This is a genomic window from Apibacter sp. B2912, from assembly GCF_009827835.1.
Taxonomy (GTDB): domain Bacteria; phylum Bacteroidota; class Bacteroidia; order Flavobacteriales; family Weeksellaceae; genus Apibacter.
On record NZ_WINV01000006.1, the window covers coordinates 16329 to 37022 of the forward strand.

Sequence of the window (20694 nt, forward strand, 5' to 3'; positions counted from 1 at the left end):
ATATGATTTATAAGATTAGAGTAATTCTTGAAACAGAAGGGGACGTTTTTCGAGACATTGAGATTAAGGATTTGCAAACATTGTGGAATTTATATGAAGGCATTAAAAGTGCTTTTAGTCTACAAGGTGACGAGTTAGCTTCATTTTATAAGTCTGATGATAATTGGACTCAAGGCACAGAGATTCCTTTAGAAGATATGGATGAAGATGGCGAGGGTGAGACCATGTCAGACATATATATTAAAGAAGTTTTTACAAAAGTCGGAGATAAAATGTTATTTGTTTATGACTTTATGAAAATGTGGTCTTTTTACGTAGAATTGTTAGAAATTATTGATAGAAAAGCGATAGGTGTTTATCCGTTAACGGTGTATCGTTTTGGTAAAATGCCTTTAAAAGCACCTGATAAAAAGTTTACTTCACCATCAAATATTGACGATTTCAGTGATGTGGGTGATGTTGACATGAATATTAAATTTGACGACGATGACGATTCCTATGACGACGATGATGATGATTCGTATAATGATGACGAACTTCTAGACGAGGATGAATTATAGAAACAAAAAAAGGAAATTAAATAAAATTTAATTTCCTTTTTTTTATTTAAATTTATAAATTTTCACATATAAATTCCATATATAAATTTACTAATAATATAGCTTATAGATCGTATTCATATTTTCTATCCAAAACAAAATCTTCCATAAATTTGGTCGTATAATCTCCTTTCAAGAAATTTGGATCATCCATAAGCTGTCTGTGTAAAGGAATAGTAGTTTTAACCCCCTCAATATAAAATTCATCTAATGCTCTCTTCATTTTAATAATAGCTTCACTTCGTGTAGGAGCTGTTACTATTAATTTAGCAATCATAGAATCATAAAAAGGTGGAATTGTATATCCTGAATAAACATGTGTATCAACTCTTACTCCATTACCTCCGGGAATATTCAAGGTAACTATTTTTCCGGGTGATGGACGAAAATCACTGTAAACATCTTCTGCATTAATTCTACATTCTATGGAGTGTCTTTGCGGATAAAAATTATTTTTAGGAACTTTAGCACCTGCTGCTAACTCTATTTGAAGTTTTAATAAGTCTAAGTCGGTAATTTGTTCAGTGATCGGATGTTCAACTTGAATTCTCGTATTCATTTCCATAAAATAGAAATTTCCATATTTATCAACTAAGAATTCAATTGTACCTACTCCTTCATATCCTATATATTCTGCTGCTTTTACAGCTGCTTCACCCATTTTTTTTCGTAATTCTTCTGAAACAAATGGAGAAGGCGTCTCTTCTGCTAATTTTTGATGACGTCTTTGAACTGAACAATCTCTTTCAGAAAGATGGATAGCCTTACCATATTTATCTCCGGCTATTTGAATTTCAATATGTCTAGGTTCTTCAATAAGCTTTTCCATATACATACCCCCATTCCCAAAAGCAGCTTCGGCTTCTTGAACTGCAGATTCCCAAGAACTTTTAAGGTTTTCCTCTTTCCAGATAGCTCTCATTCCTTTTCCACCACCTCCGGCTGTTGCTTTAAGCATAACAGGATATCCTATTTCTTTAGCAATTTTAACAGCATCTTCATACGATTTTATTAAACCGTCTGAACCCGGTACAGTGGGAACTCCCGCCTCTTTCATGGTTGCTTTTGCAGAAGCCTTATCTCCCATTCTTTCTATATTTTCAGGAGTACCACCGATGAATTTAATTCCCATCTTTTGACAAGATCTTGAAAAATTAGCATTTTCAGAAAGGAAACCATATCCCGGATGAATAGCGTCTGCGTTAGTAACTTCTGCAGCTGCTAAAATATTCAATTGTTTTAGGTAGGAGTCTTTACTTGATGAAGGTCCAATACATACTGCTTCATCTGCAAATCGTAAATGTAAGCTCTTAGCATCTGCCGTAGAGTAAACAGCAACCGTTTTAATACCCATTTCTTTTGCTGTTCTAAGAATTCGCATAGCGATTTCTCCTCTATTAGCAATCAAAATTTTTTTAAACATACACTTTAACTTTTAATTTTGATTATTTAAGATGGATCTACTAAGAATAAAGGTTGGTCAAATTCAACGGGTGAAGCATCATCAACTAAAAATTTAACAATTTTTCCTGAAACTTCTGATTCTATTTCATTGAATAATTTCATTGCTTCTATCACACAAACTATACTGCCTGCACTAACAGTGTCTCCTATATTAACAAATGCTTCTTTATCAGGGGAAGGTTTTCTGTAGAATGTACCAATCATTGGAGATTTTATAGTTACATACTTAGATGTATCTTCATCGTTCTGGGTAGCTACTGATTGGTTAGTTACAGTTGGCAAAGAAGCTACCGGATGATTTGTCACAGCTTGTATTGGTTGAGAAACTTCCGGTGTATATACTACTGAACCACTTTTGGTTTTAATGGAAATCTCAAATTCTTCTGTCTTATATGTTACTTCTGCAACATCTGATTTAGATACAAATTTAATTAAATTTTGAATGTCTTTAATGTCCATGAGCTAGAGCTTTTATTTAAATTTTCCCAAATGTAAAGGAAATAAATTAATTTTATACAGAAAAAAACCATTTAACTAATAAATTAAATGGTATTATATTTTTAGATTCTAACTAACTTAGATTTACTCTTCAACTTCTTCAACAGCCTTTTCCATAACTACTTTTCCTCTGTAGTATAATTTTCCTTCATGCCAGTATGCACGATGGAACAGGTGCAATTCTCCGGTTGTTGAACATTTAGCTAATTGAGGAACTGACGCTTTATAGTGAGTTCTTCTTTTATCTCTTCTTGTAGATGACTGACGTCTTTTAGGATGTGCCATAATTCTTCCTTAAATATTTTTTTATTTTATATTTTATTCGCCTTCTTCATCAGACAGGCCATACTTTTCAAGTAAATGGGTATGTTCGTCCTCATATCCTTCGGAATATTTAGGATGAACATGTTTCATAGGTATGGATAAAAGCACACTTTCATAAATTAATTGAGACACATTTATACTATGAGAACCTAAAGGTAAAATTAAAACTTCTTCATTACTATCATCATAAGATTCTCCAAACTTAACTAATGTTTTGATTTCATTTTTAACGGCTTGTTCATATTCTTCTCCGGATATATCACATTCTAAAACTACAACACCTTCTGTTTTTACTTTTAATTCTAAAAAAGAAGAATGTTTTATAATTTCAATGTCAACCTCAATTTTAGGACTTTTAAACTCCTGTATGAAATCAAACAATTCAAAAAATGGTTGCTCAATACTCATCTTAAAGCTATGGCTTCCAAGCTTTAATGATGAAAATAAAATATCATAATTGCGTAACCTTTCCATAAATATGGTTTGCAAAGTTAAGTATTAGTTATTAAAACTACAAATTTTTAATTTATTTTTAATTGGATGTAAGTTATTTAGTTAAACTGCCATATAATGTATATAAAAATAAATTTATCTAATTTATTTATTATTAGTATATATTTATAATTATTCTTTTGAAAATTTATAAATTTGTTAGAGAATAATTATCAATGAAAGATTATGCATTTTATTCAGGGTTAGGTTTTCAACTCATGGTAACCATATTAATTTTCACGGGAATTGGTTATTATCTAGATGAAAAATATCTTTCTATGAAACCTTTATTTATAATAATTTTCAGCTTATTAGGAATAGGAATCGGACTCATCAATATCATCCGCCAAGTATTAAGAAAACAAAAATAATATAAATCATATTTTCTTGGGTAGCAAACATTAAAATATGATAAAAATCATACACATGGAATGTGTTTTAAAAATATTTATATTTGCATATACATGAATCAGAAAAATATGATAAAATTTGCATTTAGCTTTTTAGTCTTAATTTTTACCTTTAATTTCACTTTTGCTGAGGGTACTACTAAAAGTAATGATTCAGAAACATTTAATCCTACTGAAACTGCCATGCACCATGTTAAGGATTCTCATCAATTTGAAATATGGGGCGATGATGTCACACTCTATTTACCTGTAATCCTCTGGACTGATAATGGATTAGTACTGTTTTCTTCTAAAGAATTTAAAGGAAATGATGATGGAGAAGTAGTAGTAGAGAAAAATGGAATGAGATTTATTAAATTTCATGAAAAAATATATTATGCTAATACCAAAAAAAATGCATCGGGGGAATATATAACAGAATCATCCCAAATTGTTCATTTGGACGATCAACATCATCCTATCAATAAAGCTCCTTGGGATTTTTCAATTACTAAAAATATATTTTCTATGTGGCTTTCCCTTGGGATTTTATTAATTGTATTTATTTCAGCAGCCAGATATTATAAATCAAAATCTTATAACGGAGTTCCTAAAGGAGTAGCTGCCGTTGTTGAACCTTTGATTGTATTTGTAAGAGATGAAATAGCTATACCAAATATCGGAGAAAAAAAATATAAAAAATATATGCCTTATTTGTTAACTGTATTTTTCTTTATATGGTTAAACAATGTTATGGGGTTAATTCCATTTTTTCCATTTGGAGCTAACCTGACAGGAAATATAGCTGTTACTTTTACATTGGCTGTTATCACTTTTATAATTACTAATATTAGTGGAAATAAAAATTACTGGAAACATATATTTTGGACTCCCGGCGTACCTGTACCGATGAAATTATTCTTAGCACCCATTGAAGTTATCGGTATTTTTACCAAACCCTTTTCATTAATGGTTCGATTATTTGCTAATATAACCGCCGGACACATTATTATTATCAGTTTAGTTTCTTTAATTTTTATATTTAAGTCTTATTTTGTAGCTCCTGTATCTATAATTGCAGTAGTCTTTATAAGTGTAATTGAAATTTTAGTAACTGCCTTACAAGCATATATATTTACAACTCTTTCTGCACTATATTTCGGTATGGCAACAGAAGATAATCACGAAGAACATTAATTTTTAATATATAATAAACATGGGAATGTCAGTAATTGGAGCAGGTTTAGCTGCTATTGGAGCAGGAATTGGAATCGGTCTTATCGGTGGAAAAGCGATGGAGGCTATTGCAAGACAACCTGAAGCTCAAGGAAAAATTCAGGCTTCTGCATTAATCTTAGCTGCATTAGTTGAAGCAGTTGCTTTATTTGCAATTGTGGTATCTTTGATTAAATAAGAAGAAAAATAACAGAAAACTCGAAATGATAACGGTTGGTTATTCGAGTTTTCTTTTAATTAAAAAAACATTTATTTAAACTCTTATTATAAAAAGTTAAAAAAGATATAAAATATGGATTTATTAACTCCTTCAATTGGTTTAATATTTTGGATGACTATTTCCTTTATAGTTTTATTAATAATTTTAGGAAAATATGCTTGGAAACCTATTTTAAAAGCCTTAGAAAATAGAGAAAACTCAATACAGAAATCTTTAGATGAAGCTAAAAATGCGCGGGAAGCAATGGCTAAATTAACCTCTCAAAATGAGCAAATTTTAAAAGAAGCTCGTATGGAGCGCGAAGCCATTCTTAACGAAGCCCGTGAAATTAAAGATAAAATTATCAACGATGCCAAAGATGCTGCTACTGCAGAAAGCAATAAAATTATTCAATCAGCTAAAGAAACCATTAATGCGGAAAGAATATCTGCGATCAATCAAATAAAAAGTGAAGTGGCAGATTTATCCGTTAATATAGCAAAAAAAGTTCTTCAAAAGGAATTATCTTCTCCTGAAGAGCAAAAAAAGCTTATTGATTCATTAGTAAATCAAGCAAAATTAAACTAAAATGTCAGTAGTTAGACTTGCTAAGCGCTATGCAACGGGTTTATGGGAGTATGCCCTATCTTTACATGAAAGTGAAACTATTATTAAAGAGATGAAATCTTTAATTGATATAATCAATCAAAATAAAGATTTTCAATTCTTTTTAAAATCCCCTATAATTGAAACCCATAAAAAAATTAACATTGTAAACGAAATTTTCAAATCCTTCTCTCCTACTTCTCGTAATTTTATTACTTTAGTAGTAAGGCATAAGAGAGAAAATGATTTATTGGAAATAGCACAACAAGTCTTGGAATTATACGATGTATATAATGGCATACAACGCGTTGAAATTATTTCTGCTGTACCATTAGATCAAGAAACCGTAAGCAAAATTTTAAATTCATTCCCAAAAATTAACCAAGAAAAAGCAATTATTGAAAATAAAATAGATGCATCTCTTATTGGAGGATATATTTTACGTATGGGTGATCAACAAATCGATGCAAGCGTAAAATCCGAACTAACTAATATTCAAAAAAAATTAAGTAATAAAATATTTTAATTTTTTAGCTATAACTTATAAATAAAAAGACCACAATGGCAGATATAAAACCAGCAGAAGTTTCTGCAATTTTAAAACAGCAATTATCAAATTTCGATCAAAATATTTCCTTAGAAGAAGTGGGAACGGTTTTACAGGTTGGAGATGGTATTGCCCGTATATATGGACTAAGTAACGCTGAACAAGGAGAACTAGTAAAGTTTTCCAATGGATTGGAAGGAATGGTTCAAAATTTAGAAGAAGATAATGTAGGGGTGATTCTTTTGGGTAAATCCAATGGCATAAAAGAAGGAGATATCGTTAAAAGAACTAAAACGATTGCATCTATCGATGTGGGTGAAGGAATGATAGGAAGAGTTGTCGATACTTTAGGTGCTCCAATAGACGGTAAAGGTCCGATTTCCGGAGAATTATACAGAATGCCTTTGGAAAGAAAAGCACCCGGTGTATTATTTCGCCAACCCGTAAATGAACCTTTGCAAACCGGTATTATAGCAATAGACTCTATGATTCCTATCGGTAGAGGCCAAAGGGAATTAATTATTGGTGACCGTCAGACCGGAAAATCTACAGTAGCCATTGACACTATTTTAAATCAAAAAGAATTTTATGATCAAGGCAAACCCGTATATTGTATTTACGTAGCTATTGCCCAAAAAGCATCTACAGTTGCGCAAATTGTTAAAACATTAGAAGATAAAGGAGCAATGGCTTATACGGTTGTGGTTGCCGCTAACGCTTCTGACCCTGCTCCTATGCAGGTTTATGCTCCATTTGCCGGAGCTTCCATCGGAGAATTTTTACGCGATACCGGTAGATCTGCATTAATTATCTATGACGATCTATCTAAACAAGCAGTTGCTTATCGTGAGGTTTCCTTATTATTAAGAAGACCTCCGGGACGTGAAGCGTATCCGGGTGACGTATTTTATTTGCATTCCCGTTTGTTAGAAAGAGCCGCTAAAATTATTGATAATGATGAGGTTGCTTCAACTATGAACGATTTACCGGAATCTTTAAAAAGTAAAGTTAAAGGGGGCGGATCATTAACAGCTCTGCCAATCATTGAAACTCAAGCAGGAGACGTTTCTGCGTATATTCCTACTAATGTAATATCTATTACAGACGGACAAATATTTTTAGAATCGGATTTATTTAATTCAGGAGTAAGACCTGCGATCAACGTTGGTATTTCTGTATCACGTGTAGGTGGAGCTGCTCAGATTAAACCTATGAAAAAGGTATCCGGTACACTTAAGATTGACCAAGCGCAATTCCGCGAATTGGAAGCATTTGCAAAATTTGGTTCCGATTTAGATCCGGCTACTGCCGCTGTTATTGCAAAAGGAGAGAGAAACGTTGAAATATTAAAACAGTCCGTTAACTCACCCATGCCTGTTGAAGAACAAATTGCTATTATATATGCAGGAACTCAAAATTTATTACGTGAAGTTCCTGTCAATAAAGTTCAAGATTTTAAAAGAAATTTAACGGAAACATTACGAACTCAACATGCCGATTTATTAAAAAGTTTAAAAGAAGGTAAAATAGATGATTACATTACTTCTTCTTTAGATACGATAATAGCCGGAGTTGTAAAAAATTATTCATAAATTAAAAAGAATATTCTAGAAAATGGCAACATTAAAAGAAATACGAAACCGAATTGCCTCTGTAAATTCGACTATGCAAATTACAAGTGCAATGATGATGGTTTCTTCATCTAAACTGAAAAGAGCGCAAGATGCTATTGTAAGATTACGCCCCTATTCAGAAAAAATGCAAGAATTATTATCAAATGTTAGTCCTTTTCTTGACTCTGATTCCGGTGGTGCAGAATATGCTAAAAAGAGAGAACTTAAAAAGGTTTTATTAGTTGTCATTACTTCCAATAAAGGACTTGCCGGGGCCTTTAACTCTACTATAGTTAAAGCTGTTAAAAATCTATTGGAAAATGATTATAAAAATACTCAAGTTGACCTTTTAACAATAGGAAAAAATGGATATGAAAATTTAAAAAAATCTGTATCTATATATAAAAATTGCAGTTCTCTATGGGATGCGCCAACCTATGAAAATTCTTGTAAAATATCTGAAGAACTTATGCAGTTGTTTTTAAATGGTGAATATGATCAAATTGAATTGGTATATAATCGATTTAAAAATGCGGTAGTTCAGCTTTTACAAGTCGAGCAATTTCTACCAATTGAACTTTCTAAAAATACCAATGATTCTTCCTTAGTTAGCGATTATATTTATGAACCCTCTAAGGAAAGTATTTTAACACATCTTATTCCTACTTCATTAAAAACTCAGCTTTTTAAAGCGATATTGGACTCAAATGCTGCAGAACATGGAGCAAGAATGTCTGCTATGCAGGCTGCCACAGACAATGCTAAAGCATTAAAAAATCAACTATCCATATCGTATAATAAAGCTCGTCAAGCATCCATAACCAATGAATTAATTGAAATTGTTAGTGGAGCTCAAGCCTTAGAAAATTAAGATTTTAAAATTATAATCTATATAGAAAAAGGTTACTATAAACGTAACCTTTTTTATTTTTATCCGGTTTTGGTTCAAATTTTGAGGGATTAAGAGCATAATTAAACCTATTAAAAAATCAAATAATGAATAATTTTGCCTTTGTAAATCCTGTAAAAATTTTATTCGGAAAAGGTATGATTTCCGAAATTACCAAAGAAATACCCTTACAAACTAACATATTAGTCATCTATGGTGGAGGGAGCATCAAAAAAAATGGTGTATATGAACAAGTAACGAATGCATTAAAAGGGTATCAATGGTTTGAATTTTCAGGCATTGAACCGAATCCTCACTATGAAACTTGTATGCGTGCTGTTGAATTTATTAAACAGAAAAATATCGAATATGTATTAGCTGTAGGGGGCGGTTCGGTTATTGATGCGACCAAATTTATAGTTGCAGCAGCTTGTTTCGATGAGGGAGATCCTTGGCGAATTCTTGCAGATCCTACTGTGGTTATAAAAAAAGCACTTCCTTTTGGTACTATTTTGACTATTTCTGCCACCGGATCAGAAATGAATACCTATTCTGTCATTACAAAAAATGAAACCCAAGAAAAATTATCTTTCAGCTCACCAATAGTCTATCCAAAATTTTCTGTATTAGATCCAAGTGTAACCTATAGTTTACCTCCGGTTCAAACCAGTAATGGGGTTATCGATGCCTTTGTGCATGTTATTGAACAATATCTAACGTATCCTGTAAACGGTTTATTACAAGATTTCATGTCTGAATCCATTCTAAAGACCTTAATCATTGAAGGACCTAAAGCTTTAAAAGATCCTAAAAATTATGATGTTCGAGCTAATCTGATGTGGGCTTCAACTTGGGCTTTAAATGGTTGGATTGCTTGCGGTGTACCACAGGATTGGTCTACTCATATGATAGGACATGAATTAACCGCTTTCTACGAAATAGATCATGCGCAAACACTGGCAATTGTACTTCCCGGAGTAATGGAAGTATTAAAAGAAGAGAAAAAAGATAAAATTCTTCGATTGGGAAGAGAGGTTTTTTCTTTACAAGCCGATTCTGTCGACGAATTGATCAAAGATACTATTAGTGCGGTTGAATCCTTTTTCCATAGCATGAATTGTAAAACCAGACTTTCTGATTATAATTTAGGAGAGGAAGCTATAAACCGAATTTCTGAACGAATAGAAAAAAGAGGTTGGCAATTGGGTGAACATCAAAATATTAAATCCCAAGAGGTTAAGAAAATATTAGAATTAAGAAAATAGAAAATTAATTTAGAATTCCGTCTTATAAATCAGGATAGTTTCCTATCCTGATTTTTTATTGCTTAAAAATTATATTTATTATAAACTTGATAGCGTATGATTGTTACCTAATCTTTTCCGTAACAAAATCTACAATTTCCTGAGTACTCTGATAATCGAACCAATTAACTGACTCATCTCTTCGATACCAAGTTAATTGTCTTTTAGCATATCTGCGTGAATTCTTTTTGATTTCATTTACGGCAAATTCTAAGGAAGAATTTCCATCGAGATAGTCAAAAAGTTCTTTATAACCAACGGTCTGTAACGCGTTTTTATGTCTATATGATTGCAAAGAAATAACTTCCTCCAATAATCCTTTTTCCATCATTAAGTCCACTCGTTTATTAATCCTATCGTAAATAAGATCACGAGAAGCTGTTAAACCGATTTTTACGGATGTAAAATTTCTTTTTTCTACCAGATTTTTTCTAAATGAACTGTAAGGTTTTCCGGTTCCTCTAAAAATTTCCAACGCTCTCATTACTCGCTGCGGATTATTATAATCCACTTGAGAATAATATTCGGGATCGTTCTTTTTTAGTTCTTCTTGTAAATAGGATAGTCCCTTTTCCTGTATTTCAACCATTAAATCTTCTCTGACTTTAGTATCTATATCGGGAAAATTATCTAAACCTTCATTAACCGCTTTTTCATAAAGACCAGACCCTCCTACCATAATGAGTTGATCATATTTATTAAAAAGCTCGTTTATCTTTCTTAAAGCGTCTTTTTCAAAATCGCCTACTGAATAATCTTGAGCAATACTTAAATTTCCTATAAAATGATGAGGAACTAAAGATAATTCTTCGAATGAAGGAGCAGCAGTTCCAATCTTTAATTCTTTGTAGAATTGTCTGCTGTCACAAGATACTATCTCTGTTTTTAAATTTTGAGCCAATTCAATAGATAAAGCCGTCTTTCCTATTCCTGTAGGCCCTACTATAGACCATAAAATTTTCGAATTTTTATTCAATGACAATAGTATTACGTTTTTGCTTTTCCCATGCTACATACTTATCAACTTCTTTGAATAATTTGGAAAATGCAAAAAAGGCAATAGTTAAATCATCAAGAAAACCTATGCCTACTAAAAAGTCTGGTATAAGGTCAATGGGAGATAGCACATAAATAATTAAAAAGGTGAAAATAAAAAGATTTTTAATTCCCGGTTTATATTGTCCCTTTAGAGAAGCCCTTAACATTCTAAATAAAACAGGAATTTTGGAAATAAATGATTTATCTTTAGATACTGCACCTACCAAATGTTTTACTTTCATTTTTTTATACTTGATTGATTAGCTAATTTCAATTTCTATTCCAAATATCACTCTCTGCCGCATTTGCAATTGACACCTCCTCCGCATTTTTTCTTTTTGGAAAAAAAAGTTTCCCTAAATAATTTAATCAAATACCAGACAGCTACTAGTAAAGTTAAGGCTATAAATGCATATTGAAGATAAATATTCACAACTAGTTAACTATTTAGATTAATTCTATGCGAAGATACAATTTTATTTTAAAATATTCTTTTATAAATGATTATTTGCTTTTCAATATTGTAATGGTTTTCAACTAAAAAAAACTTATTTTTGTAGAAATTTAGATGTTTTTTATTATGTTTAATAAAGAAGACGAAGAACTAGACCATTTCACACATACAGAATATACTCCTATTCGATCGGATGCCTTTGTTTTATCTCCTGAAGAGAAACAAAAAGCGATTCAAGAGCATTTTACTAAAATTATGCATATTCTTGGATTAGATTTGAATGACGATAGTTTAAAAGATACTCCTAAAAGAGTTGCTAAAATGTATGTAAATGAAATTTTTGGAGGACTTCTTCCCGAAAATAAACCGGAAGTGTCTACATTCAAAAATAGTTACAAGTATCGTCAAATGCTGATTGAAAAAGATATTACGGTTTATTCAACTTGTGAACATCACTTTCTGCCTATAATCGGAAGGGCACACGTTGCTTACTTTTCAAATGGAAAAGTTATCGGACTGTCTAAAATTAACCGAATCGTAAATTATTATTCCAGAAGGCCTCAGGTTCAAGAACGGCTCACCAGACAAATTGTTGAAGCTATTAAAGAAGTATTAAATACTAATGATGTTGCTTGTGTGATTGACGCTAAACATTTATGTGTTAATTCGAGAGGCATACAAGATACGGAAAGCAGTACGGTTACTGCTGAATTAAGTGGCTTGTTTTTAAACAATCCTACAACAAGAAAAGAATTTTTACATTATATTGGTATTGACTCCCATTTCAAAATTTAAATATGCGCAGCTATCTGAACAATCAAATAAAATTATATAATTCTTTACACGGTAAAAAAGAAGTATTTACCCCTTTGCATGAAGGTTTTGTAGGAATGTATGTGTGCGGTCCAACAGTATATAACAAAGTGCATTTGGGTAATTGCCGAACTTTTTTATCTTTTGATGTTATCAACAGATACTTGCGTCATTTAGGATATAAAGTAAGATACGTTCGTAATATTACCGATGCCGGACATCTTACCGATGATAATTCTGAGGATAAAATTTCAACGCGGGCTCGCCTGGAAAGAATAGAGCCTATGGAAGTCGTACAAAAATATTCTCTTAATTTTCATAAGGTCTTAGATCTATTTAATATGCTTCCTCCCGATATCGAGCCTACAGCTACCGGCCATATTGTAGAGCAAATAGAGCTAATAAAGAAACTATTGCATAAAGGTCTGGCTTATGAAGTCAACGGGTCTGTTTATTTCGATGTAAATAAATTTGATTTAGAAGGAGGCAACTACGGTGAATTAAGCGGCAGAAAAATAGAAGATATGATTGCCAATACTCGTGATTTAGACGGACAAGGAGAAAAAAGGAATCCTCAAGATTTTGCATTGTGGAAAAATGCGTCTCCTGAACATATCATGAGATGGCCTTCTCCTTGGGGAAACGGATTTCCGGGTTGGCATTTGGAGTGTACCGCAATGAGTACCAAATATTTAGGTAAAAAGTTTGATATTCATGGAGGGGGTATGGATCTTAAATTTCCGCATCATGAATGTGAAATTGCTCAAGCTAAAGGGTCTTTTGGTGAAGAACCTGTAAATTATTGGGTTCATACGAATATGCTTACCTTAAACGGACAAAAAATGAGTAAATCTACGGGTAATACCATTTTACCTGAAGAATTATTTAGCGGTGAAAATAGTTTTATTGAAAAACCTTTTCATCCGATCATTGTTCGTTTTTTCTTTTTACAAGCTCATTATAGAAGTGTCTTAGATTTATCCAACGATGCTATTATTGCTGCCGAAAAAGGATATTTCCGCTTAACTTCCGCGATTGAAAAACTCCCACATATTGCTGCTTCTGAAACTTCAAGTTATAACATTCAGGAATGGATTGATACTTGTTATGAAGCATTAAACGATGATTTTAATACTCCGGTATTAATTTCACATTTATTTGATATAGTTAAACTTATAAATAATTTAGATTTAAAAAAAGAAACACTAACTGCTACTGATTTAAAAAAGTTAAATACTGCCATTCATGTTTTCTTCTATGATATTCTAGGATTGGAACTTTTATCTGACACTATGAAAGATACCGGTAAACTTGATCAAGCCATGAAAGTTCTTATTGATTTAAGAAATAAAGCAAGACTTGAGAAGGACTGGGCTCTTTCTGACGAGATTCGTAATCGTTTGTCGGAAGCCGGTATTAATCTTAAAGATGGAAAAGAAGGAACAACTTTTGAAATTGAATAATTAAATGATCACAAAAAATGAAAAATATCAGTTATTTTACTATTATTTTAATTCTGTTAGCTTGTTACAGCTGTTCAAAATTAAACAAAAAAGAATCGGCAACTATTATTGCACCTGAAAATGTAATGAATGTTGCTGCTTCAAAAAAAGCTAAGGCAGAAATTACCGGAGAACAAAGCGGTGTATCCATTGCTAACGAAAAAATTAATGTTTGGAATATCGTTTACAGAGACGACAAAGGTAATTTACATTCAACTATTATAAAGAAAATGCCTGAAGATAAAAGTAAGGTAGGTGATTCTTTGTCTATTTATTATGATGAAACTAATCCTATGTCACTTCCTATTCACGAATCTCAATATGATGAAATGAATAAGTAAGTTACGTACTGAAAGCAGACACAGTTAAATTTCTAAAGGATATTTACGTCTTTTCTAATAAATTTATGATAAAAAAAATATGTATCTGTTTATTTTTACTAGTATTTACGATTATTGGTAAAGCCCAGCCTGCCACCTCGACTCAAATAATCAAGGATATTAAGGTAATCACTTTTTCAGATTTTGAAAATATTATTGAGAAAGAGAATGATAAATTTTTAGTCGTTAACTTTTGGGCTACATGGTGTATGCCTTGCGTTGTAGAAATTCCTTCCTTTATGAAAGTAAATGAAAGGTTTAAGGATAACGTCGGTTATAAAATGATCTTAATAAATTTAAATCCTGTTAAAAATATTGAATTTGTTAAAAAGTTTATACGTAAATATTCCATTTCAACCGAAGTTTATCTTCTAAATGATCTTGAAAATATGGATAAATGGATTCCTGCTATTGACCCATTATGGGAAGGAAGTATACCTGCAACCGTTTTTTATAAAAATGGAAGTAAGGTTTTATTTAAAGAGCAATTACTTAATGAAAAAGATTTAAAATCTATAATTATTGCCAACTTATAAAGTTGAATAAAGCTTAATTCATTCTCATTATGATAGTAATTGCTTTTTTTGTGGTATACACTAGTTAGCTTTATACTTTATTTTATACTGATACTATTTTATCTAAAGAATATATATTATAGATTGATTTCTTTCAATTAATTTTAAATATATTGGAAACCTTTAAAGTTATGGTTCTATCATTAATAAATTCAATCACAGTATCATTTGATAGTTTTTAGGAAACATTTAAAACACAACCATAACCCTTCCTTGTATTAAGTTAATGTTTTCTTTATTGGTTCCATAATTGTTATAAGGTCCTAAATTTAGGTAGGAATAATTAACTTTAAAACCTATGTATTTATTTAGATAGTAATTCACCGCTAATGATAAATCACTCATTCTCCCCCCTTTTAAAATTTCCGTATTATAGACCCCGTCATTAAGATCTGTATAATCATATCTAATAGCCATTTCCAAAGTATGATCTCCCGGTTTTTTCAATCGTCTGTCTCCTAAATTATATTTATAGGTTTTGTCTCCAAGTATTAAAAAACCCGTTTGCACATAAAAACCATCGGCGTTATACGAATGATTATTTGCTTTTCTATTGATATGAATCGAATAATATTCGCCTTGCAAAAAAGCAGGGCCGGCAGTCGCTAATAATTCCGTCACCCATCTGTACTGATCTTTTACGTTATTGATGGTTATGTCTAAGGGTTTCTTTTTTTCAACATTTGTATTTAAATTTCCGGAGTAACTCATAATCCGTTTGGTTTTTTTATTATCATCCAAACCATCACGATTACCGTTTCTATACTCTCCCGATATTCCTATATGAACTAATTTATCATTAGTACTGACAGGATCAACTGAAAATTTTCCTACAAAAGCATATCCTTGATTTCCTTCTTTGCTGTTGGTTATTGCATCGCTATCTGTATAAAAGCCACCGCTATAATATATTCTTTTATTCCATTTAACATAGGTAAAACCCAGCTGTCGACCCGAACCAAAAACTTGTGAACTAGCTGCCGCTGTCATAAATTTAAGCCATGCAGAACTTTCCCAATTTTCCAACCCGAGTTGCTCTCCGGCATATCCCAACTTAACCCAGGAATTTTCATTTATATTATAAATTAAATGGATGTCTTTGGTATTTACTTTTTTATCGGAAAAACCAAAATCTATTTTTGCATCCCATTTTTTATATCGCATTTTGGAGGTTAATCGCACATCAGATATAGTCATTCCATTACCCAATGGAGTTTTATCATCAAAATAAACAGCTCCGTCAAAAGCTATTCGACCTCCCATGGTTATTTTTATATTGTCCTCAGTATTCGTTCCTGTTTTTATTTCGAGTGTTTGAGCTTTAACAGAACTAACTAAAACGATAAGAAATAACAGACCAATTAAATTTTTTCTATTCATAATTGCAAGAACTTCAAAATATTTCCTCTGAACATTTTTAGATTGTTTAATTAATTCAGAGGAAATAAACTTAATTAATATTACTTCATTATGTAATCAACGGGTTTACCTATGGCACCGTTAGGCATTTGTATTTTTAATAATGCAGATATGGTAGGAGCAATATCTGTCATATAAACTTCTTCTGTAGTGCTTCCGTGAGGAATTTTCCAGCCCATTAAAATAAAAGGTATGTGCGCATCATCCGGTCCCCAAGTACCATGCGTACCTCCTTTGGTTGGATCATAGTATTCAAAATCATAAGATCCTCCATCTAAAATAATCTGTATTTCTCCGGAATATTCTCTGTTATACCCGTTAATGATTTTTTCTTTAATATATTGAGGAACTGTTGCTATAGATGCTTTTTTCATATCAACGGCATATAAGACCCCTTCCAGGGTTTGAAGATAATCAATACAGGTTTGTTTAAGATCTTCTAAATTTATTGAGGCTTGTTTAATTGCAGTATAGTTGAAATTTACTTGATAGTTATTAAAACTTCTAACTAAATCGTCTCTTCCGTATTTTGATTTCAAATAATCATTGATTTTCTTTTCATAAGGAGTTAATCTTCGAAGTGCACCGGCCATTTTATTGTCATTCATAAAATTTGCATTAGGTATTCCTGCATGATCGGCACTTAGAAAAACCAGGTAATTTCCTTTTCCTACTTTACTGTCTAAATGGCTAAACAAATCTGCTAATTCTTGATCCAATTTTATATAGGAATCCTCCGTTAGTATTGAATTGATTGAATAATGGTGAGCCATTTTATCGGGAGAAGAATAACTTATTGCTAAAAAATCGGTATCTCCTGATTTGTTATTTCCTAAATTCTCATGATCAATCGCCAACTTAGCTATATCTGTCGTGGTCGTGTTTCCATAGGGTGTGTATTGAATCAAGCTTACACCTAATGTTTTCATCATTTGGGAAGTCTTCATTGGAAAAGAGGGAGTTTCATATCCTTTAAATCCTACTTCATATTTACCCAGCATTTTGATATCCGGACTTTGTATGTAAGTTGAAATGGGATACGTTGGATTCCAATCTTTACTTAAATATTTTTCCGGCATATTTTTAGAATTATATTCTTTTAACCATTTCGGTAATTCTTTCATATAGTAGGTACTGGTTATCCATCTTCCGCTTTTTGCATCAAACCAATAGGCAGCATCCGCTGCATGTCCTGCTGGTAATATACTTCCTCTGTCTTTTAAAGAGATACCTATTACTTTTGATCTAGAATTGGTAGCATATTTAAGTTGATCGGTAACTGTTGATACTTTTAAATTATACGGAGACATTTTCCCTACTTTGTTTTCCGGATCATCCAATCCTACCCCTTTTACTTTGGAGTCTTCTGTGCAATAAATGCTCCTGCCGGTGTTTTGCTCTATATAATCATTTCCTGCAATTCCATGTATGGAAGGAACTGATCCGGTATAAACCGTACTGTGTCCTATGGCTGTAAATGAAGGAACATAATTTACCATGCAGTTCTCAAATGAAAATCCTTCATTTAAGAGTCTTTTAAAACCTGCATTTCCATATCTGTCATACAAGCGATATAGGTAGTCCCATCGCATTTGGTCTACAATGATACCAACTACTAACTTGGGTCTTTCTACCTGTGTTCTATTTTGTGCTTCTAATGATCCATATAGGGTCATCAAAGTCAGCAATGTGAGAGTAATTTTTTTTATTATCATATGGTGTATATAGTTCAAAAAATTGGTTACAAAATAAAGATATTTTTATATGTATTATATAATTATATTATATATATTGTAGCTTTACATTCAATCTTTTATCAATTTTGTTATTATTTAAAATAAGACAACATAAATTGCCATTAATTTAATATAATTAAATCTATAAATTAAATCAATTTATTGAAATTATCGTAATAAATCCTAATGATATTTATTATTTATATCTTGTTTTCAAATATAAAAAAATTTATCAATTAAATTAATAATATTTTTAATTTCAATAAAATTTCTTTTATATGGATTGTAAATCTATTAAAATGATTTAAGCTATAAATTTAATAAAGGTTTTTAAATTATATAATTTATCGGAAAAGATGTAAAAAAATAGAGGTTTATCTATGTTATATCTTTTAAGCAATATGCTTCTTTTTTAGTGAAATAATTATCAATAGATTAAATAGATTAAAGAAGAATGAAGAAAATTTTTAAATAGGTAATTTTCATTTGAATTAGATAAAATGCTTTTATAAAAATTTTAGCTTCAATACTGTTTAGGGTATTGAAGCTAAGTTTAAAATGCGAATAAATTAATTTATCTGTATTCTTTTTTAACCTCTTCGTATGCATTTACAATATCCACTTGAGTGTTGTCTTTTAAACGTCGGATGGTGTATGAAATAGGCGCAGATGAGGCTACTAGAGCTTTTTTTCCTAATAAATTCATATAATCCATGAATTGATCGTAATTAGTAACTATTTCGGATGGACCTCCTAGTACTGAAACTTTAATTTTATTAGAGTTAAACAACCTTTTAAATTCCTCATTCTTTTGATAATTCCCGCCAACTGAAATTCTACCAATTTTAAAGTCTACAGCCCCTTTAACCATATTACCGGTTTCTTGTGATGACTTTTTAGTTTCAATCAGCAAATAGGCCACTCTACCATAATCTATACTGCTGATATATACCGGTTCGTAAGGACCGCTATCTAAAACACTAATATCACCTTGTACCCAATTTGACCAATGCACCGGATCTATACCCGCAGAATATACGGTTTGTCTTAACTTAACCAAAATATAGCTGGATGATTTCACATTTGACTTATTATAATCATAATCAAAAGAGGAATTCGCTATACTAGCAAAATTTGCTTTTATATGCAGGTTGATTGTCTTTTTAAAACTCTCCTCTGTTGTAACATGCTCACTTTCATACGTATAATTTGCAGGTATATATTCTTCTGGAAAATAACCTGTATTATTTAATTTTAGATCCGATAAGGCTTGAAAAACTTCACTTCCTTTAGGAACAACATCTTTTTTAACATTAACATTGACTCCTTGGATAGTAAGAAACAAAGTAACCGGATTAAAAGAATTATGAAGTACTACCGGATCATACTTTCCATTTAAAAACGATTCCCCCCTAAGTATGCTTCCCGGATATAAGATTGTTTTTTCAATATTTGCTTCACTCATAATATCTGCAACCGAAAATTCGTTGTACCGACGCGTAACAATTTCGTATTCTTTACGGGGAACGCCATCAGCATCTATACTTGTATTTCCAGTAAATTTTGTAGAGATTTCCTTATCCGGTTCGGAATGAAATTTCACTTCACGCAATCCCCTACTACCGGAAACCGCATCATCGTCGCTACTGCAAGAGCTAAACACATTACCAAAGATAAATCCGAAAATCAGAACGGATACTAAATTTTTTTTCAAAGTCATTTCTGTATAGTTTTAGATTATTATAATTAAAGATTATTATTTCCTTCTGTTCCCCAATCATCTTTCCTTCCATAGAAAACTACGGGAATATTTTTGTATTCGATATTGGTGGTTACCCCATTTACTTCTTTTTTGAAAACAATTTTATCAATTGTATTTACCGTATATGCATTTTTACCTCCTTCCACTCTTTGTACTTCATAAAAATCTCTATTCTGTTTATTGCGAAAATTAGATTGCTCGAAACTTCGCGAATTATAATATACGTTATAGGTAAGATTCTCAAGATATTTATCATATTCTTCATTACCTGTGTCAATATAAAGTTTATGAAATACTCCTCTCAAGGAATGTTGCCATGTTGATGATTTCCTAAGCCTGATTTCATAATTGTAAGCAACAATTCTCACTGAATTAAAATACAGATCACTTTTTGAAATTAGTTTATTAGGAATTTCATTGTTTTCAGTATTTACAATAAAAGCAGTGTAGGCATGACTAAAATTACCTGCCTTTTTGATATAAAGGGTAAATTTACCTTGCTTTTCTAGCGTATTAATTTTATCAACCTTCTTATTTTTGTAATAAAGATCATAATCTTCTCCTAAAATTTGATGCGAAACAGGACCTCCGAGTTGAGGCATGATAGTAAATGCTTCATCCGATTTAATAGTGACACCAGTAATTTTATAAGCTATTACAAGTGAATCTCCAACTTGAAGATTATTCATGGTTGATCCACGGGATGTTCTGACAAATTTTAATGAGAATGTTGGATTTTCAATTAGAGTTTGATCTATAGTTTGATTTAAATTATTATCATCGGAATCGCTACAGGAATTGATACCAATATATAGCAAGAATAACAGTATTAATTTTTTCATAGTATAGTTTAGA

23 protein-coding genes are annotated in these 20694 nt (G+C 31.4%); 13 read left to right on the forward strand and 10 right to left on the reverse strand.

Annotation, left to right across the window (positions count from 1 at the left end; all coding sequences use genetic code 11):
* Positions 1 to 2 precede the first annotated feature (2 nt).
* Positions 3 to 560: a plasmid pRiA4b ORF-3 family protein gene (locus tag GFV01_RS09105; RefSeq protein WP_160566770.1), complete on the forward strand. Its 558-nt coding sequence runs from the start codon at positions 3 to 5 to the stop codon at positions 558 to 560.
* Positions 561 to 663: 103 nt separating this feature from the next.
* Here GFV01_RS09105 and accC read toward each other — a convergent pair whose 3' ends face one another.
* The 4 genes from accC to GFV01_RS09125 form a co-directional block, all read right to left on the reverse strand.
* Entirely contained in the window at positions 664 to 2022 is a 1359-nt protein-coding gene (accC, locus tag GFV01_RS09110) for an acetyl-CoA carboxylase biotin carboxylase subunit (protein ID WP_105296983.1), read from the reverse strand.
* A gap of 26 nt (positions 2023 to 2048) precedes the next feature.
* Entirely contained in the window at positions 2049 to 2522 is a 474-nt protein-coding gene (gene accB / locus GFV01_RS09115; protein ID WP_160543074.1) for an acetyl-CoA carboxylase biotin carboxyl carrier protein, read from the reverse strand.
* Positions 2523 to 2645: 123 nt separating this feature from the next.
* Positions 2646 to 2846: a 50S ribosomal protein L32 gene (rpmF, locus tag GFV01_RS09120; protein ID WP_055425712.1), complete on the reverse strand. Its 201-nt coding sequence runs from the start codon at positions 2844 to 2846 to the stop codon at positions 2646 to 2648.
* A 33-nt stretch (positions 2847 to 2879) separates the two neighbouring features.
* Positions 2880 to 3359: a DUF177 domain-containing protein gene (locus GFV01_RS09125; protein ID WP_160566773.1), complete on the reverse strand. Its 480-nt coding sequence runs from the start codon at positions 3357 to 3359 to the stop codon at positions 2880 to 2882.
* A 194-nt stretch (positions 3360 to 3553) separates the two neighbouring features.
* On the opposite strand from GFV01_RS09125, the gene GFV01_RS09130 reads away from it, so the two are divergent.
* The 8 genes from GFV01_RS09130 to GFV01_RS09165 all read left to right on the forward strand — a co-directional run bounded on the left by GFV01_RS09130 (position 3554) and on the right by GFV01_RS09165 (position 10121).
* A complete protein-coding gene (locus GFV01_RS09130; protein ID WP_160566776.1) occupies positions 3554 to 3748 on the forward strand; it encodes an AtpZ/AtpI family protein in 195 nt (64 codons plus the stop codon).
* A 108-nt stretch (positions 3749 to 3856) separates the two neighbouring features.
* Positions 3857 to 4963, forward strand: a complete 1107-nt coding sequence (gene atpB / locus GFV01_RS09135) for a F0F1 ATP synthase subunit A (RefSeq protein WP_255448973.1) — start codon at positions 3857 to 3859, stop codon at positions 4961 to 4963.
* A gap of 19 nt (positions 4964 to 4982) precedes the next feature.
* Positions 4983 to 5180 carry an ATP synthase F0 subunit C gene (gene atpE / locus GFV01_RS09140; RefSeq protein ID WP_055425716.1) on the forward strand — a complete coding sequence of 66 codons (198 nt, stop codon included), beginning with the start codon at positions 4983 to 4985 and terminating at the stop codon, positions 5178 to 5180.
* A gap of 114 nt (positions 5181 to 5294) precedes the next feature.
* Positions 5295 to 5789, forward strand: a complete 495-nt coding sequence (locus GFV01_RS09145) for a F0F1 ATP synthase subunit B (RefSeq protein WP_160566782.1) — start codon at positions 5295 to 5297, stop codon at positions 5787 to 5789.
* A gap of 1 nt (position 5790) precedes the next feature.
* The gene (atpH, locus tag GFV01_RS09150) at positions 5791 to 6333 is read left to right on the forward strand and encodes an ATP synthase F1 subunit delta (RefSeq protein WP_160566785.1); all 543 of its coding nucleotides are present in this window, start codon (positions 5791 to 5793) and stop codon (positions 6331 to 6333) included.
* 35 nt (positions 6334 to 6368) lie between these two features.
* The gene (gene atpA / locus GFV01_RS09155; protein WP_160566788.1) at positions 6369 to 7946 is read left to right on the forward strand and encodes a F0F1 ATP synthase subunit alpha; all 1578 of its coding nucleotides are present in this window, start codon (positions 6369 to 6371) and stop codon (positions 7944 to 7946) included.
* Positions 7947 to 7968: 22 nt separating this feature from the next.
* A complete protein-coding gene (gene atpG / locus GFV01_RS09160) occupies positions 7969 to 8838 on the forward strand; it encodes an ATP synthase F1 subunit gamma (protein ID WP_160566791.1) in 870 nt (289 codons plus the stop codon).
* 125 nt (positions 8839 to 8963) lie between these two features.
* Complete coding sequence (locus tag GFV01_RS09165) at positions 8964 to 10121, forward strand: iron-containing alcohol dehydrogenase (protein ID WP_160566794.1); 1158 nt, start codon at positions 8964 to 8966, stop codon at positions 10119 to 10121.
* Between the two features lie 103 nt (positions 10122 to 10224).
* Here the strand turns inward: GFV01_RS09165 and miaA are convergent, their stop codons facing one another.
* Together miaA and GFV01_RS09175 are read right to left on the reverse strand one after the other, a co-directional pair.
* Complete coding sequence (gene miaA / locus GFV01_RS09170; RefSeq protein WP_255448974.1) at positions 10225 to 11142, reverse strand: tRNA (adenosine(37)-N6)-dimethylallyltransferase MiaA; 918 nt, start codon at positions 11140 to 11142, stop codon at positions 10225 to 10227.
* Positions 11129 to 11440, reverse strand: a complete 312-nt coding sequence (locus GFV01_RS09175) for a YkvA family protein (RefSeq protein WP_160557883.1) — start codon at positions 11438 to 11440, stop codon at positions 11129 to 11131. The genes miaA and GFV01_RS09175 overlap by 14 nt, the downstream gene beginning before the upstream one ends.
* Positions 11441 to 11778: 338 nt before the next feature.
* Between GFV01_RS09175 and folE the strand changes: the two genes are divergently transcribed.
* The 4 genes from folE (at position 11779) to GFV01_RS09195 (ending at position 14883) form a co-directional block, all read left to right on the forward strand.
* Positions 11779 to 12447, forward strand: a complete 669-nt coding sequence (folE, locus tag GFV01_RS09180) for a GTP cyclohydrolase I FolE (RefSeq protein ID WP_160557882.1) — start codon at positions 11779 to 11781, stop codon at positions 12445 to 12447.
* Between the two features lie 2 nt (positions 12448 to 12449).
* Entirely contained in the window at positions 12450 to 13928 is a 1479-nt protein-coding gene (gene cysS, locus GFV01_RS09185) for a cysteine--tRNA ligase (RefSeq protein ID WP_160557881.1), read from the forward strand.
* A 17-nt stretch (positions 13929 to 13945) separates the two neighbouring features.
* Positions 13946 to 14308, forward strand: coding sequence for a hypothetical protein (locus GFV01_RS09190; protein ID WP_160566797.1), 363 nt, complete (start codon positions 13946 to 13948; stop codon positions 14306 to 14308).
* Positions 14309 to 14373: 65 nt separating this feature from the next.
* The gene (locus GFV01_RS09195) at positions 14374 to 14883 is read left to right on the forward strand and encodes a TlpA disulfide reductase family protein (protein WP_160566800.1); all 510 of its coding nucleotides are present in this window, start codon (positions 14374 to 14376) and stop codon (positions 14881 to 14883) included.
* Between the two features lie 228 nt (positions 14884 to 15111).
* Here the strand turns inward: GFV01_RS09195 and GFV01_RS09200 are convergent, their stop codons facing one another.
* From GFV01_RS09200 to GFV01_RS09215, 4 genes are all read right to left on the reverse strand, one after another.
* On the reverse strand, positions 15112 to 16302 hold the full coding sequence (locus GFV01_RS09200; RefSeq protein WP_160566803.1) for an OprO/OprP family phosphate-selective porin: 1191 nt from the start codon (positions 16300 to 16302) through the stop codon (positions 15112 to 15114).
* A gap of 80 nt (positions 16303 to 16382) precedes the next feature.
* Positions 16383 to 18056, reverse strand: coding sequence for an alkaline phosphatase PafA (pafA, locus tag GFV01_RS09205; protein WP_160566806.1), 1674 nt, complete (start codon positions 18054 to 18056; stop codon positions 16383 to 16385).
* Positions 18057 to 18651: 595 nt separating this feature from the next.
* Positions 18652 to 19797, reverse strand: a complete 1146-nt coding sequence (locus tag GFV01_RS09210) for a thiol-activated cytolysin family protein (protein ID WP_160566809.1) — start codon at positions 19795 to 19797, stop codon at positions 18652 to 18654.
* Positions 19798 to 19823: 26 nt separating this feature from the next.
* Entirely contained in the window at positions 19824 to 20681 is an 858-nt protein-coding gene (locus GFV01_RS09215; protein WP_160566812.1) for a hypothetical protein, read from the reverse strand.
* Between the last annotated feature and the right edge of the window lie 13 nt (positions 20682 to 20694).